Origin of the sequence: Streptomyces sp. NPDC088747, from assembly GCF_044751025.1 — a bacterium.
Classification (GTDB): domain Bacteria; phylum Actinomycetota; class Actinomycetes; order Streptomycetales; family Streptomycetaceae; genus Streptomyces.
The window spans coordinates 550,223-565,683 of the sequence record NZ_JBIVKZ010000002.1 but is presented as its reverse complement, the minus strand read 5'-3'; the positions used below and the strand labels follow the sequence as shown (position 1 = coordinate 565,683).

At 67.4% G+C, this 15,461-nt stretch carries 14 protein-coding genes; 6 read left to right on the top strand and 8 right to left on the bottom strand.

Annotated elements, in window-relative coordinates:
* Positions 1-117: 117 nt before the first annotated feature.
* Together ACIP79_RS07030 and ACIP79_RS07025 are read left to right on the top strand one after the other, a co-directional pair.
* Positions 118-576 (top strand): MarR family winged helix-turn-helix transcriptional regulator, encoded by a 459-nt coding sequence (locus tag ACIP79_RS07030; protein ID WP_401220320.1) that lies wholly within the window; start codon positions 118-120, stop codon positions 574-576.
* 40 nt (positions 577-616) lie between these two features.
* The gene (locus tag ACIP79_RS07025) at positions 617-1,069 is read left to right on the top strand and encodes a GNAT family N-acetyltransferase (protein ID WP_401220317.1); all 453 of its coding nucleotides are present in this window, start codon (positions 617-619) and stop codon (positions 1,067-1,069) included.
* Between the two features lie 69 nt (positions 1,070-1,138).
* On the opposite strand, the gene ACIP79_RS07020 is transcribed toward ACIP79_RS07025, so the two are convergent.
* Both ACIP79_RS07020 and dnaB read right to left on the bottom strand, forming a co-directional pair.
* Positions 1,139-2,524 (bottom strand): serine hydrolase domain-containing protein, encoded by a 1,386-nt coding sequence (locus ACIP79_RS07020; protein ID WP_401220314.1) that lies wholly within the window; start codon positions 2,522-2,524, stop codon positions 1,139-1,141.
* 108 nt (positions 2,525-2,632) lie between these two features.
* Entirely contained in the window at positions 2,633-4,108 is a 1,476-nt protein-coding gene (gene dnaB / locus ACIP79_RS07015) for a replicative DNA helicase (RefSeq protein ID WP_365440785.1), read from the bottom strand.
* Positions 4,109-4,567: 459 nt separating this feature from the next.
* Here dnaB and ACIP79_RS07010 point away from each other — a divergent pair, with 459 nt between their 5' ends.
* Positions 4,568-5,905 (top strand): MATE family efflux transporter, encoded by a 1,338-nt coding sequence (locus tag ACIP79_RS07010; protein WP_401220310.1) that lies wholly within the window; start codon positions 4,568-4,570, stop codon positions 5,903-5,905.
* A gap of 175 nt (positions 5,906-6,080) precedes the next feature.
* Here the strand turns inward: ACIP79_RS07010 and rplI are convergent, their stop codons facing one another.
* The 4 genes from rplI to rpsF form a co-directional block, all read right to left on the bottom strand.
* Entirely contained in the window at positions 6,081-6,527 is a 447-nt protein-coding gene (rplI, locus tag ACIP79_RS07005) for a 50S ribosomal protein L9 (RefSeq protein WP_153289645.1), read from the bottom strand.
* 18 nt (positions 6,528-6,545) lie between these two features.
* On the bottom strand, positions 6,546-6,782 hold the full coding sequence (rpsR, locus tag ACIP79_RS07000; protein WP_003949403.1) for a 30S ribosomal protein S18: 237 nt from the start codon (positions 6,780-6,782) through the stop codon (positions 6,546-6,548).
* Between the two features lie 47 nt (positions 6,783-6,829).
* Positions 6,830-7,444: a single-stranded DNA-binding protein gene (locus ACIP79_RS06995; protein ID WP_401220305.1), complete on the bottom strand. Its 615-nt coding sequence runs from the start codon at positions 7,442-7,444 to the stop codon at positions 6,830-6,832.
* Between the two features lie 78 nt (positions 7,445-7,522).
* Positions 7,523-7,813, bottom strand: coding sequence for a 30S ribosomal protein S6 (rpsF, locus tag ACIP79_RS06990; RefSeq protein WP_006604399.1), 291 nt, complete (start codon positions 7,811-7,813; stop codon positions 7,523-7,525).
* Between the two features lie 286 nt (positions 7,814-8,099).
* Here rpsF and ACIP79_RS06985 point away from each other — a divergent pair, with 286 nt between their 5' ends.
* The 3 genes from ACIP79_RS06985 (at position 8,100) to ACIP79_RS06975 (ending at position 10,863) form a co-directional block, all read left to right on the top strand.
* The gene (locus ACIP79_RS06985) at positions 8,100-8,414 is read left to right on the top strand and encodes a hypothetical protein (protein WP_401220301.1); all 315 of its coding nucleotides are present in this window, start codon (positions 8,100-8,102) and stop codon (positions 8,412-8,414) included.
* A 167-nt stretch (positions 8,415-8,581) separates the two neighbouring features.
* Positions 8,582-9,703 (top strand): peptidoglycan bridge formation glycyltransferase FemX, encoded by a 1,122-nt coding sequence (femX, locus tag ACIP79_RS06980; protein ID WP_401220298.1) that lies wholly within the window; start codon positions 8,582-8,584, stop codon positions 9,701-9,703.
* A 128-nt stretch (positions 9,704-9,831) separates the two neighbouring features.
* Positions 9,832-10,863, top strand: coding sequence for an alanine racemase (locus ACIP79_RS06975; RefSeq protein WP_383683609.1), 1,032 nt, complete (start codon positions 9,832-9,834; stop codon positions 10,861-10,863).
* 94 nt (positions 10,864-10,957) lie between these two features.
* On the opposite strand, the gene ACIP79_RS06970 is transcribed toward ACIP79_RS06975, so the two are convergent.
* Together ACIP79_RS06970 and ACIP79_RS06965 are read right to left on the bottom strand one after the other, a co-directional pair.
* Entirely contained in the window at positions 10,958-12,463 is a 1,506-nt protein-coding gene (locus tag ACIP79_RS06970) for a glycosyltransferase family 87 protein (protein ID WP_401220294.1), read from the bottom strand.
* Positions 12,464-12,581: 118 nt separating this feature from the next.
* Positions 12,582-15,305, bottom strand: a complete 2,724-nt coding sequence (locus tag ACIP79_RS06965) for a transglycosylase domain-containing protein (RefSeq protein ID WP_401220291.1) — start codon at positions 15,303-15,305, stop codon at positions 12,582-12,584.
* Between the last annotated feature and the right edge of the window lie 156 nt (positions 15,306-15,461).

Below are 15,461 nucleotides of genomic sequence, written 5' to 3'. Positions count from 1 at the left end.
TGCAGGAGCTCTTTGCCTGCGTCCACAATAGTTGCACACGCGGGCTATACGCAAGAGCGGGCTATTGCACTCGTGCTCTATCCTGGGTCTCAGTCGCTCCGGGACGGAGGAATCGCCATGACAGCCACGGACCCCGCGCTCACCGCCCTCGCACAGGGCTGGTGCGCCCTCTCCCTGCTTCACGGGAGAATCGAGGCCCACATCGAGCGCGCTCTACAGGCCGAGCACGGCCTGAGCGTGCGGGAGTACTCCCTGCTGGACGTGCTCAGCCGACAGCACGACGGGGAGGGCGGTCATCTGCAGATGAAGCAGGTCGCGGACGCGGTCGTCCTCAGTCAGAGCGCCACCACCCGGCTGGTCACCCGGCTCGAGGACCGCGGGCTGCTCTCGCGTTACCTGTGCCCGACCGATCGCCGCGGCATCTACACGAACGTCAGCGAAGCGGGCCTGACCCTCCTCGAAGCGGCGCGCCCCACCAACGACTCCGCCCTGCGCGAGGCTCTCGACGAGGCGGCCAGGAACCCTGAACTGGCCCCACTGGTCCGGGTCGTGGAATCGGCGAGCGTGCTCGCCTGAGCCGGACGTAGGGGTGAGCCCGCTCTCGTAGGGTGCGGCCATGGGAGATCTTGAGATACGAGCCGCCGTTCCGGAAGACGTCCCCGCCATCGTCGCGATGCTCGCGGACGACCCGCTGGGCGCCCAGCGGGAATCGCCTGACGACCTCACCCCGTACCTGGCCGCCCTGGAACGCCTCAGCGGTGACGTGAACCAGCACCTCGTCGTCGCCGTACGCGAGGGCAGAGTCGTCGGTACTCTCCAGCTCACGGTGGTACCCGGGCTGTCTCGCAAGGGAGCGACCCGCTCGATCATCGAGGGCGTACGGGTGCACGCCGACGAACGTGGCGGCGGCCTCGGCACCCGGCTCATCGAGTGGTCGATCGAGGAATCCCGGCGCCAGGACTGCCAGTTGGTCCAGCTGACCTCCGATGCCAGCCGCACGGACGCACACCGGTTCTACGAACGGCTCGGTTTCACGGCCTCTCATGTGGGTTTCAAACTGCCGCTCTGAGATGGCAGCGCCACGTACGGCGGGAGGCGGCTGTTTCACGTGAAACAGCCGCCTCCCGTCTTCGGGCCTCTACCGAACCCCTCGCCAGCCGCCAGGGTCCACCCCACCGGGCACAGGAGTCCCCTCGCCGTACGGCTGACGCGTGAACGTGAACGATCCGAGGTCCAGGTGGCTCACGGACCCGTCAGGGCGTCGTAGGGCCTCCAGGAGCTCTCCGGCGTAATAGCCGTCCAATCCCGTCCAGGTGCCGTCGCCGTTCGCCCGGAAGCGTGCGCCGCGCCCCGTACCGGACAACGGCTCCAGCGAAAGGCCACCGTCCGCTTCCAGCCGCAGGCCGAAGGCGTACGTCCCCCAGTACCACTGTCCCGCCAACTCCAGGACGGCCCTGTCCACTTCGGGCAGCGGACGCCAGGGCTCGGGAATTCGGGGTTCGGCCTCTGCCACGATCCGTACGAGATCGGCGGCGACAGTCGACACCGCCGACCCCGATGTGCAGTTGGCCAGGACTACCGCGGCGAGGTCGTCCGCCACGCTCACCATCAGGCAGGCGAGGAAGCCCGGCAGCGAACCGGAGTGCCCGACGAGGATCCGTCCGTCACGGTGCACGATCTGCATACCCAGGCCGTAGCCAGAACCTGCGGTCAGGTCCGCCGCCTCGGGAGGCGCGGCGGGCACCCTCATCTCCCGCACGGACTCGGCGCTCAACACCCGGTCGTCGCCCCGGGCCAGGAAGACCGCGAACCGTGCCAGATCCCCGGTGGTGGACCAGAGCTGTCCCGCCGGCGCCATCCGGCCGAGGTCCTCCGCCGGTTCCGGCAGCATCACGTCCGCCCAGGGGTGGACGGCCCACCCGCCCGCATGCGGCGCCTGCGGCTCTCCACCGGTGCGGCGCAGTCCCAGCGGCTCGAGCACCTCGCGCCGCAGCACCTCCTCCCAGGGGGCACCTCGTACTTCCTCCACCAGCGCTCCGAGCAGCGTGTAGCCGGGGTTCGAGTAGTGGTGGCGCCGCCCGATCGGATGGCGGAAGGGCTGCTCGCCCAGTACGTCGGCCAGTTCGGGGCGCAGTGAGCCGGGGGTGCGTTCCCACCAGGGAGCGGGGGACTCGGCGGCCAACCCCGCGGTGTGGGCGAGCAGTTCGGCGATCGTGACCTCTCCCGCGCCGGTACCCGGCAGGTGCTTCTCCAGTTGATCACCGAGATCCAGGAGCCCCTCGTCCCGCAGCCTCAGCACCAGTACGGCGGTGAAGGTCTTGGTGATGGAGCCGATCCGGTACTGCACGTTCTCGTCCGGCCCGTGCCCGTCCACCGAGGTGCGCGCGCCGGTCCACACCGTCTCCCCAGCCCGGGCCACGGCGGCGACCAGTGACGGTGCTCGCCCTTCGGCCTGAGCGACGGCGATGCGGTGCAACAGAGCCCGGTCCGTGCTGGGAAGGAGCGCTTCCTGAGGTGTCGTCATGCCCCCAGTCCACCCGTCCCGGCACCGCGCGTCGAGCACATTTCCCTGCGGCTCCGGCACCCGGGCCGGGACAGGAACCCTGCCCAGCCAGGCTGGCGAAATGTCGGATCAGGTCTGCGCCATGTCCACGAAGCGGGAGTAGTGGCCCTGGAAGGCCACCGTGATCGTGGCCGTCGGGCCGTTACGGTGCTTGCCCACGATGATGTCGGCCTCCCCCGCGCGGGGCGACTCCTTCTCGTAGGCGTCCTCACGGTGCAGCAGGATCACCATGTCCGCGTCCTGCTCGATCGATCCGGACTCGCGCAGGTCGGAGACCATCGGCTTCTTGTCCGTGCGCTGCTCGGGGCCACGGTTGAGCTGGGACAGCGCGATCACCGGCAGCTCCAGCTCCTTGGCCAGCAGCTTCAGGTTTCGCGACATGTCGGAAACCTCCTGCTGACGGCTCTCCGACCTCTTGCCACCCGACTGCATCAGCTGGAGATAGTCGATGACCACGAGCTTCAGGTCGGCACGCTGCTTGAGGCGGCGGCACTTGGCCCGAATCTCCATCATCGACAGGTTCGGGGAGTCGTCGATGTAGAGCGGGGCGGCGGAGACGTCGGGCATCCGGCGCGCGAGCCGGGTCCAGTCCTCGTCGGTCATCGTGCCGGATCTCATGTGGTGCAGGGCGACCCGCGCCTCCGCGGACAGCAGACGCATCGCGATCTCGTTACGGCCCATTTCGAGCGAGAAGATCACGCTGGGCATGTTGTGCTTGATCGAACAGGTCCGCGCGAAGTCCAGGGCCAGCGTCGACTTACCCATCGCGGGACGGGCGGCGATGATGATCATCTGGCCCGGGTGGAGACCGTTGGTGAGCGAGTCGAGGTCGGTGAAGCCGGTCGGCACACCGGTCATTTCCCCCGACCGGGACCCGATCGCCTCGATCTCGTCGAGCGCGCCCTCCATGATGTCGCCGAGCGGCAGATAGTCCTCGGTGGTGCGCTGCTCGGTGACCGCGTAGATCTCGGCCTGGGCACTGTTGACGATCTCATCGACGTCTCCGTCGGCCGCGTACCCCATCTGCGTGATGCGCGTACCCGCCTCGACCAGCCGGCGCAGGACCGCGCGCTCATGGACGATCTCCGCGTAATACTCGGCATTTGCCGCGGTCGGGACCGTCTGCACCAGCGTGTGCAGATATGGCGGGCCGCCGACCTTGGTGATCTCACCCCGCTTGGTCAGCTCGGCCGCGACCGTGATGGGGTCGGCGGGCTCGCCCTTCGCATAGAGGTCGAGGATCGCCTGAAAGATCGTTTCGTGCGCCGGGCGGTAAAAGTCATGGCCCTTGAGCACTTCCACGACGTCGGCGATGGCGTCCTTGGAGAGAAGCATGCCGCCGAGGACAGACTGCTCCGCGTCCAGATCCTGCGGCGGTACGCGCTCGAAGGCCGAGCCTCCGCCCTCCCACGAGCCGGTGTCCCGGTCGCGGTCATGCTGCTCGTCCCGGCTCCGGCCACCGTCCTGGCGTCGGCGGGAGGAGGGCAGACGATCACTGGGACCGCTGTCGGCCCAGGGGTCGTCCAAGGGCTCGGAAATACTCACCGAGCCACCTCCTCCCGTCCGCGGAGCGGACCTAGCCGTGCCTCTTATTTCTACGGCACGGCACTGACAACTAAGGGACCCAACTCCGGTTCTGGCGCGTCGGTTTTGCGAGGGTTCCGAGGACGGAGGAGAGAGTGGGCGCCGCCCCACGTTAGGCCCGCGGGCACCGTCAGCCAATCTGGTTATCCACAGGCCATGTGGACGACGGCCCGGATGCTGTGGAGAACTCCACAAAACCTGTGCACGACCCGGTGGACAGGCCTGTGAACAAGCACTCAACCACTCAGCGAAACCAGCCCTGACCTGCTAGTTTCCCGTCCACTGGCTGTGCAGAAGAAAAACTTTCGAACCCAGACCAAGATCGTCGCAAACGGCGTGCGCCGACGTGTCCCGCCAGAGTGCAAGTAATAGTCACTATAGGTTTGCATCTCTTACCTGTGGAAGATTAGATTGGTGCTCATGACACAGGCTCCCGCGGCGTCCAAGGCCGTCCGACGACGGCACGACCGAGAGATCGTCGCGTTGGCCGTTCCGGCCTTCGGCGCACTCGTCGCGGAGCCACTCTTCCTCATGGCCGACACCGCGATCGTCGGCCATCTCGGCACCGCGCAACTTGCCGGCCTCGGCGTCGCCTCAGCCCTCCTCATGACGGCCGTCGGAGTCTTCGTCTTCCTCGCCTACGCCACCACGGCAGCCGTCGCCCGCCGCGTCGGCGCCGGAGACCTGACCGCCGCGATCCGCCAGGGCATGGACGGAATCTGGCTCGCCCTGCTGATCGGCGTGGCCGTCATAGCCGTCACCCTGCCCACGGCACCCGCTCTGATGGAACTCTTCGGCGCCTCTGACACCGCCGCTCCGTACGCCATCACCTATCTGCGCATCTCGGCGTTCGGCATCCCGGCCATGCTCGTCGTCCTCGCCGCCACCGGGATCCTTCGGGGTCTCCAGGACACGAAGACTCCGCTGTACGTCGCCATCGCCGGCTTCGTCGCCAACGGCATCCTCAACATCGGTCTCGTCTACGGCGCCGGCCTCGGCATCGCGGGTTCCGCCTGGGGAACCGTCATCGCCCAGTGCGGCATGGCCGCGGTCTATCTGTACGTCGTGATCCGTGGCGCCCGGAAGCACAACGCCTCGCTGCGACCGGACGCCGCCGGGATACGGGCCTGCGCCCAGGCCGGTGCACCTCTCCTGGTCCGCACCCTGTCCCTGCGAGCGATCCTCCTGATCGCCACGTCGGTCGCGGCTCGCCTCGGCGACGCCGACATGGCCGCCCACCAGATCATCCTGTCGCTCTGGAGCCTGCTGACCTTCGCGCTCGACGCGATCGCCATCGCCGGGCAGGCCATCATCGGACGCTACCTCGGGGCAGGCGATGCCCAGGGCGCTCGAGAAGCCTGCCGCCGGATGGTCCAGTGGGGTATCGCCACCGGAGTGGTACTCGGCTTGCTGGTCATCATCGCCCGCCCTCTGTTCCTCCCCCTCTTCACCAGCGACTCGGTCGTCCAGAACGTGGCGTTGCCCGCCCTGCTTCTGGTCGCCGTCTCGCAGCCGATCAGCGGCATTGTCTTCGTCCTGGACGGAGTCCTGATGGGCGCAGGGGACGGGCCGTATCTCGCCTGGGCGATGCTGCTCACCCTGTTGGTCTTCGCTCCGGTAGCGCTTCTCGTGCCGGTACTCGGAGGCAACCTCACCGCTCTCTGGGGAGCGATGGCGCTGATGATGACGGTCCGGATGGCGACCCTGTGGCTGCGTTCTCGCTCCGGACGCTGGATCATCACGGGCGCGACGCGCTGAGCGTTTCACGTGAAACCAAGCCGTGAAACCACTGCCCTCTCCTCGTTTCACGTGAAACGACGATGCGTGACACCGTCCTGAAGACCAACCCCTGAAGGCCGCCCTGCCACAGAACGCAGAAGGGCCGCACCCCGCTGGGTGCGGCCCTTCCATTCAGCTATGCCGAGTGCAGCGGTCAGGCCGCGACGACCTCGATGTTGACCTTGGCGGCAACCTCGGGGTGCAGACGCACGGACGTCGCGTGGGCGCCCAGGGTCTTGATCGGCGAGCCCAGCTCGATGCGGCGCTTGTCGACCTCGGGGCCACCGGAAGCCTTGATCGCCGAGGCGATGTCGGCCGGGGTGACGGAACCGAAGAGGCGACCGGCGTCGCCGGAGCGAACGGCCAGACGGACCTTGACACCTTCGAGGCGGGCCTTGATCTCGTTGGCCTGCTCGATGGTCGCGATCTCGTGGATCTTGCGAGCACGACGAATCTGCTCGACGTCCTTCTCGCCGCCCTTGGTCCAGCGGATCGCAAAGTTCCGCGGGATCAGGTAGTTGCGAGCGTAACCGTCCTTGACGTCGACGACGTCGCCCGCGGCACCGAGGCCGGAGACCTCGTGGGTGAGGATGATCTTCATGTGTCAGTCACCCTTCCCTTATCGCGCGGTGGAGGTGTAGGGCAGCAGCGCCATCTCACGGCTGTTCTTGACAGCCGTGGCGACGTCACGCTGGTGCTGCGTGCAGTTGCCGGTCACGCGGCGGGCACGGATCTTGCCGCGGTCGGAAATGAACTTCCGCAGCATGTTCGTGTCCTTGTAGTCCACGTACGTGACCTTGTCCTTGCAGAAAGCGCAGACCTTCTTCTTAGGCTTGCGCACAGGCGGCTTCGCCATGGTGTTTCTCCTGTGTGATCAAGAAGTTGGGGTACGAGCCCCACCCCTTAGAAGGGGGGCTCGTCCGAGTAGCCGCCGCCGGAACCGCTCGAGCCGCCGGAGCTTCCGCCCCAGCCGCCTCCGCCGCCACCGGCATTGCCGCCCTGCTGGCCGCCGGCCGGAGCGCTGGTCGCCCAGGGGTCGTCAGCGGGAGCTCCGCCGCCGCCCTGCTGGGTGCCGCCGGAGCCTCCGCCCCAGCCACCGCCCTGCTGGCCGCCGCCACCGCCACCGCCGCTGTATCCGCCCTGGCCGCCGCGACCCGTGGTCTTGGTGACCTTGGCCGTGGCGCTCTTCAGGCTGGCGCCGACTTCCTCGACGTCCAGCTCGTAGACCGTGCGCTTGACGCCCTCACGGTCCTCGTAGGACCGCTGCTTCAGCCGGCCCTGCACGATCACGCGCATGCCTCGCTGGAGCGATTCCGCGACGTTCTCCGCGGCCTGACGCCAGACCGAGCAGGTCAGGAACAGGCTTTCGCCGTCCTTCCACTCATTGGTCTGCCGGTCGAAGGTGCGCGGAGTGGACGCGACACGGAACTTCGCGACCGCCGCACCGGAAGGGGTGAAGCGCAGCTCGGGGTCGTCGACAAGATTGCCGACGACCGTGATGACGGTCTCGCCTGCCATGGGGGAACCTCTCGGCGGGTTTGCTGCTGGCTGCTAAGTGCTGCTACTCGATGCCCGAGATCAGCTGAGCTGGAGAGCTCAGTGGGTCTCGGGACGGAGGACCTTGGTCCGGAGGACCGACTCGTTCAGGTTCATCTGTCGGTCGAGCTCCTTGACGACCGCAGGCTCAGCCTGGAGGTCGATGACCGAGTAGATGCCCTCGGGCTTCTTCTTGATCTCGTAGGACAGACGACGACGGCCCCAGGTGTCGACCTTCTCGACCTTTCCGTTGCCCTCACGGACGACGGAGAGGAAGTTCTCGATCAGCGGAGAGACAGCGCGCTCTTCGAGATCGGGGTCGAGGATGACCATCACTTCGTAGTGACGCATGTGAAACCCACCTCCTTTGGACTCAGCGGCCACGGTCGTTCCGTGGCAGGAGGGTTGTGATGCGTACGCAACGGTATCGGCCGCCACTGACAATGGGACTCCCGATCGGCTTACCGAACGGGTTTCCCTGCCGTGACCTGGCCTTGGCCTGGGCAGACACCGGTGCAGAGGGTACAGACTACCCGCACACTGGCTTCCGGTTGAAATCCGACCGGGTTGAGCGTCAGTCTGTACACCTCGGGTGTGTATGGCGCTACGATGCGCCGCCTTCCGCAGGAGGTGCCCCATGGCACAGACATTGCGACCCAACGCCGCCGGTTCCCTGCTCGCCACGGACCACAGGCCCCACCCCCTCCAGGACACCCTGGTCGGGCTGACTCTCGTCCTCGGGGCGATCGCCTTCATCACCGCCCAGTTCCACAGCCTGCACCTGATCAGCTCCTGGACGGGACTGCTGGGCATCCTGACCGGGGCCGGCGGACAGTTCATCTCCGAGACGACCCGGGAGCGCTTCGGGCTGATCGTGGGTCTCGGTGCCGCGGGCGTCGGTTTCTTCCTGGGCATGGCGCACGGCGGACTCTTCGGCGGCGTCATCGGCTGACGGCCCGCCAGAGAGCCGCGGAGGCCCACGGAGCGTCCTGACCACGTATCGGTCGGGACGCAGGTTCCATACGGCCAGACGGGGCGCTCACATGGCGCAGTAGGCTTCGGCGCGAGAGCCGGAGCCCCTGTACCCATGGGGACACACCAGCCCGAGGAGCGCCCGGAATGAGCCTGACCCTGAGGACCATCAGCCGTGAGCAGCATCTGGCATACATCCAGAGCCTGCCCGCGGCCAGCCACATGCAGGTCCCCGCCTGGGCAGACGTCAAGGCGGAGTGGCGCTCCGAGAGCCTCGGCTGGTTCGACGACCGGACCGGCGAGATGGTCGGTGCGGGCCTCGTCCTGTACCGCCAGCTGCCCAAGATCAAGCGCTATCTCGCCTACCTGCCCGAGGGCCCGGTCATCAACTGGTTCGCCCCGAACCTCGGCGACTGGCTCCAGCCGATGCTCGCTCATCTCAAGCAGCAGGGCGCCTTCTCCGTGAAGATGGGCCCCCCGGTGATCATCCGGCGCTGGGAGGCCACGTCCATCAAGGGCGGCATCCAGAACCCGGACGTGAAGCGCCTGCGCGACATCGAGGCGGACTTCATCGAACCGCGCGCCTTCGAGGTGGCCGACAAGCTGCGCCGTATGGGCTGGCAGCAGGGTGAGGACGGCGGCGCCGGCTTCGGCGACGTCCAGCCCCGCTATGTCTTCCAGGTGCCGCTCGCCAACCGCTCCCTGGAAGAGGTCCACAAAAACTTCAACCAGCTGTGGCGCCGCAACATCAAGAAGGCCGAGAAGGCGGGCGTGGAGGTCGTCCAGGGCGGCTTCCAGGACCTGGAGGAGTGGCAGCGGCTCTACGAGATCACCGCGATCCGCGACCATTTCCGGCCCCGCCCGCTCTCGTACTTCCAGCGCATGTGGACGGCCCTCAACACCGAGGACCCCAACCGCATGCGGCTCTACTTCGCCCGGCACAACGGCGTGAACCTGTCCGCCGCCACGATGCTGGTGGTGGGCGGGCACGTCTGGTACTCGTACGGCGCCTCGGACAACATCGGGCGTGAGGTCCGGCCCTCGAACGCGATGCAGTGGCGGATGCTGCGCGACTCGTACGCTCTCGGGGCGACCGTCTACGACCTGCGGGGTATCTCCGACTCGCTGGACGAGACCGACCACCTCTTCGGCCTGATCCAGTTCAAGGTCGGCACGGGCGGGGAAGCCGCGGAGTATCTCGGCGAGTGGGACTTCCCGCTCAACAAGCTGCTCCACAAGGCACTCGACATGTACATGTCGCGCCGCTGACCCGGACCGATCCGCGCGCCGGGCCCCTGACCCGGCCCGGCGCCGCACCATCGGTCCGGCGAATCCGCGACAATCTCCGTTCATACCTCTGATACACCGCAGCCACGAGAAAGGTTCCGGGACCGGCCATGGCGCTCACGCTCTACGTCGACACCGCGCGCTGGCGGGCACACCACAAGCAGGTGTCCGAGCAGTTTCCGGGGCTCGTCCCCGTCTGCAAGGGCAACGGGTACGGCTTCGGCCACGAGCGCCTCGCTGACGAGGCCACCCGCCTGGGCTCGGACGTCCTCGCCGTCGGCACCACGTACGAAGCCGCCCGGATCAAGGACTGGTTCGGCGGTGACCTGCTGGTCCTGACGCCTTTCAGGCGGGGCGAGGAGCCCGTGCCGCTGCCCGACCGGGTAATCCGCTCCGTGTCGTCCATCGACGGCGTGTACGGCCTCGTGGGCGCCCGTGTCGTCATCGAGGTGATGTCCTCGATGAAGCGGCACGGTGTGAGCGAGCAGGATCTGCCGCATCTGCACTCCGCCATAGAGAACGTCCGGCTGGAGGGCTTCGCCATCCACCTGCCGCTGGACCGCACCGACGGCTCGGACGCCGTCGAGGAGGTCATCGGCTGGATGGACCGGCTCCGCGCCGCCCGCCTGCCGCTGCACACGATGTTCGTCAGCCATCTCAAGGCCGAGGAACTCGCCCGTCTCCAGCAGCAGTTCCCGCAGACCCGGTTCCGCGCCCGCATCGGCACCCGGCTCTGGCTCGGGGACCACGAGGCCACCGAATACCGCGGCGCGGTCCTGGACGTCACCCGCGTGTCCAAGGGCGACCGCTTCGGCTACCGCCAGCAGAAGGCCGCCTCCGACGGCTGGCTGGTGGTCGTCGCGGGCGGGACGTCGCACGGAGTGGGTCTGGAGGCCCCGAAGGCGCTGCACGGCGTCATGCCGCGCGCCAAGGGCGTCGCCCGTGCCGGCCTCGCCACGGTCAACCGGAACCTCTCCCCGTTCGTCTGGGCGGGCAAGCAGCGCTGGTTCGCGGAGCCCCCGCACATGCAGGTCTCCATCCTGTTCGTGCCCTCCGACGCCACCGAGCCGAAGGTCGGCGACGAGCTCGTGGCCCATCTGCGGCACACCACCACACAGTTCGACCGCGTCGTCGAGCGCTGACGCCGGAGCGGGACCCCACAGGACCCAGCGAGAAGGGCCGTACACGGACTCCGTGTACGGCCCTTCTTCACATCCCTCACTGCGCTGTGTTCGCTCAGGGCGAACTGTCTCCGGCCTTCATGCTTCCGCTGCCCCAGTCCACCTGGGGCCCCTCGAAGTGGACGGCGTGCCGGGGCGGATGGGCGGCGGCCCCGAACACGAAGACGTCCTCGGCACCGTCCAGCACCCCGCCCGAGGGGTCGTCGTCACCGGCGCGGCGCACCATGTCCCGCTCGGGCATGAAGATGTCCCGTACGACCACGGCGCACAGGTACAGCGTCCCCAACAGGTGGACGGCGATGGCGACTTGATAGCCCTCGGTCGGGAGGCCCTTGTGAGCGTCCCCACTGGTCGTGTAAGCGAGGTACATCCAGATGCCCAGGAAGTACGCGACTTCGCAGGCCTGCCAGATCAGGAAGTCCCGCCAGCGCGGCCGGGCCAGCGCGGCGAGGGGGACCAGCCACAGTACGTACTGCGGCGAGTAGACCTTGTTGGTGAGGATGAAGGCCGCGACGATCAGGAAGGCCAGCTGGGCGAAGCGGGGGCGGCGTGGAGCAGTCAGCGTGACGGCGGCCAGGGCCAGGCAGACGAGCAGCATCATGCCCAGCGCCCATGTGTTCGCCGCGTCGGCCGTGATCGTGATCTTCAGCCAGTTCGAGAGGAACAGGAAGATCGAACCGAAGTCGACCCCCCGTTCCTGGCTGAAGCTGTAGAACTTCACCCATCCTTCCGGTGCGAGGAACATCACCGGAAGGTTCACCACGAGCCAGGCTCCGACCGCGCCCAGCAGCGCGGTTCCGAACTCACGCCACCTGCCGGCTCGCCAGCACAGCAGGAAGAGCGGCCCGAGTACCAGGAACGGGTAGAACTTGGCGGCCGTGGCGAGCCCGATGAGCACACCGAACGCCAGGACACGCCCTCGTGACCACATGAGCATCGCGGCGGCCAGGAGGGCCACAGCGAGGAGATCCCAGTTGATGGTGGCCGTGAGCGCGAAAGCGGGCGCGAGAGCGACCAGGAGGCCGTCCCAGGGCCTCCTGCGGTGGGTGCGCGCGGTGCATACGGCGATGACCGCCGCGCACACCATGAGCATCCCGGCGTTGACCATCCAGTAGATCTGCTCCTGATCCTGGATGCTTCCGCTGCCCGGCGTGAGCCAGGAGGCGACCTCCATGAACACACCGGTCAGCACCGGGTACTCGAGGTACTCCATGTCGCCGGGGAGCTTGTCGAAGTACGGCACGAGACCGTCGGCGAAGCCGCGCCCCTGGTAGAGGTGCGGGATGTCCGAGTAGCACGCGTGCGTGTACTGGGAGCTGGCTCCGAAGAACCAGGCGCCGTCGTAGCACGGCAGCTTCTGCACCATCCCGAGGGCGAACACACCGATCGCGATGAGTGCGACCACCCGCACGGGGGTCCACCAGGACGTTCCGAGCAGGGCTCGTCGTCCGATGGGACCGCCGATCAGCTCACTGCCGGTCGCGGCCACCTCGTCTTCCTTGGTCGGCCGTACCAGCTCTGGCTCGCGCACGCTCGCTCGCGTCGTCTCTGCACTGGGCATGGCGCACATCCTGCCGTACGTACCTGGGTGTACGACGAGGGCCGCCGCACCTGGTCGGTGCGACGGCCCTCGTTTCACGTGAAACGGCGTGTTTCACGTGAAACACACACGGAGGTGGCTATCCGGTCGAGCCGCCGAAGAAGCCGCCATTACTTCCGTTGCTGTTTCCGTTACTCGTACTGGTGCTGCTCGACTCCGATGGTGAGGCGCTCTCGCCCCCGTCGGTACCACCTGTCTCGGTACCGCCGTTATCGGATCCGCCGTCCTCTTCTTCGCAGTTGAAGTCGAAGGGCTCACAGGTCTCGCTCTCCGTGGGAGTGGGAGAGGTCGTGGGCTCCTCGCGCGTCGGCGTCGGGGTCGGGGTCGGGCTCTCCACCTCGGTCTCGGTGGGCGAGGGGGTCGGGGTCGGGCTCGGAGTGTCGTTGATGACCTCACCGATGTCCTCGGGCTCCGGGAAGTCCTCGGCCTTCTCGCCCTTCAGCGCCTGCTCCATGTAGTCATGCCAGATCTGGGCCGGGAACGAGGCACCGTGGATCTTCTCCTCGCCACCCGTGCCGTACATCTCCAGGAACTCGCGGTTCTTCTTGGTCTCGTCGTCGTCCATGCGGTACATGCCGATCGCGGTCGACAGCTGCGGGGTGTAGCCGACGAACCACGCGGACTTGTTGCCGTCGGTGGTACCGGTCTTGCCGGCCACCTCGCGGCCCGTCAGCTGGGCGGCGGTACCGGTTCCCTTCTCGACCACGGTCTTCAGGACGTCGGTGACGTTGTCGGCCACCTTGGCGGTGAAGGCCTCCTTGGCCGTGCCCTCGTGCTGGAAGACGGTGCCGTCCTTGTCGGTGACCTTCTCGACCGAGTAGGGGTCGTTCTGCTTGCCGCTGGCCGCGAAGGTGGCGTAGGCGCCGGCCATACGGATCGCGCTCGGGGAGGAGGTGCCGAGGGAGAAGGACGGGAAGTTGGCGCCGGCGAAGCTGGACTCCAGGATGCCTGCGTCCGCTGCGGCCTCCTTGACCTTGTCCAGGCCGACGTCCATGCCCAACTGGACGTACGCGGAGTTCACGGACTCACGCATCGCCTCGCGGAGGTCGATGTTGTAGCTGGGAGCGTTGTACGACTCACCGCCGTCGTTCGTCTGCAGCCACTCCTTGCCTTCCTTGTCCGTCCAGACCTTCTTGTTGTAGTCCTCGATCTTCAGCTTGTTCTTGCCGCTGTAGAGACTCTTGGGAGAGACCACGGTGCGTTCGTCCTGTGCCTGGACGGCGTCACCGTCGGGGTCCCGCACGCCCCACGACATGGCGGCCGCCAGTACGAAGGGCTTGAACGTCGAACCGACCTGGGCACCGGTCGCGTCGGCGTTGTCCGTGAAGTGCTTGGTCGCGTCCACGCCGCCGTAGATGGCCTTGATCGCGCCGGATGCCGGATCGACGGAGGCTCCACCGAACTGGACGAAGGTGTCCGTGTTCGGACGCTTCTTGGGATCGATGTTCTTCTTCTGGACTTCCTTCACGGAGGCTTCGAGAGCGGCGACCTTCTTCTTCTCGAAGGTCGTGTGGATCTCGTAACCGCCCTGCTGGAGCTGGTCCTGGGTGATCCCGGTCTTGTTGTTGATGAGGTACGAGTTCGCCAGGTCGACGAGGTAACCGACCTGACCGCTCAGCTGGGCGTTCGACCGTGGGCTCTGGGACTTCGGGAAGGTCTGGTACTTGGCCCGCTCCGCGGCGGTCAGGTGCCCGTCCTTGACCTCCTCGTCGAGGATCCACTTCCACCGGTACTCGGCGCGCTCGCGGTTGGCCTTGGGGGTGGCCGCCGGGTCGATCGACACGGAGCCCGCGGGGTCGTAGTACGTGGCGCCCTTGAGCATCGCCGCCAGGAAGGCGCACTCGCTCGCGTTCAGGTCCGTGGCGTCCTTGTCGAAGTAGGCACGCGACGCCGCCTGAATGCCGTACGCGTTGCGCCCGTAGTACGCCGAGTTCAGGTAGCCGGCCATGATGTCCTCCTTGTCCATGGAGGCACCGACCTTGATGGAGACGAACAGCTCCTTGAACTTCCGGGAGACCGTCTGCGACTGGTCGTCCAGCATCGCGTTCTTCACGAACTGCTGGGTGATGGTCGAGCCACCCTGCGTCTGGCCGCCCTTGGCCATGTTCACGAAGGCGCGGGCGATACCCATGGGGTCGACGCCGCTGTCGGTCTCGAACGTCTTGTTCTCGGCCGACATGACGGCGTACCGCATCTCCTTGGGGATCTGCGCGTAGCTGATGATCTGGCGGTTGGTCTCACCGCCGGTGGCAACCATCTCGCTGCCGTCGGCCCAGTAGTAGACGTTGTTCTGCGCCTCGGCGGTCTTGGCGACGTCCGGGACACCCACCAGGGCGTACGCGACACCCGCGACGGCCACCAGGCTGCCGCAGAAGCCGATGAACAGCCCCGAGACCAGCTTCCAGGACGGGATCCAGCGCGCCGCGCCGTACTTGTTGGCGCGCGGATAGTCGATGATGCGCTTCTTGGCGGGCACGGATCCACGGCCGCGGCCCCGACCCGGCCCGGTCGGGCCGCCGGGGCCGGTACGTCGACCTCCGCCTCCGCCTCCGGTGCCACCCTGTCCGGCGCCGTCGGCACCTCGGCGTCGGCCGCCACCACTTCTCTGCGCCGCACGACGTGCCTCGGCACGGCCACCGTACGAGCGCTCCTCTTCACCCCCCGACCCGTAGGAGTCGGAAGGAGACCCGGTGGCGCTTCGCGGTGCCGCACGGCGGCCGGCGGACGCGCCGGACTGGCCGCGTCGGGCCGCGGCACGTCCGCCTTCCTGCGACTGCGGCAGTTTGCGACGGTGCTCGCTCATCGAACGATTACTCCTCGGGCAGGCGCACTCGTGCACGCCTGGAAACGGCAGCGGCTGGTTTCCGGTCCCCCCGAAATACGGATGTGGTCGTCATCGCATTCATCCGTACTGCACCGAGGACGTTGACGTCCTCAGACGTCACTTGGTTCCCCGTGG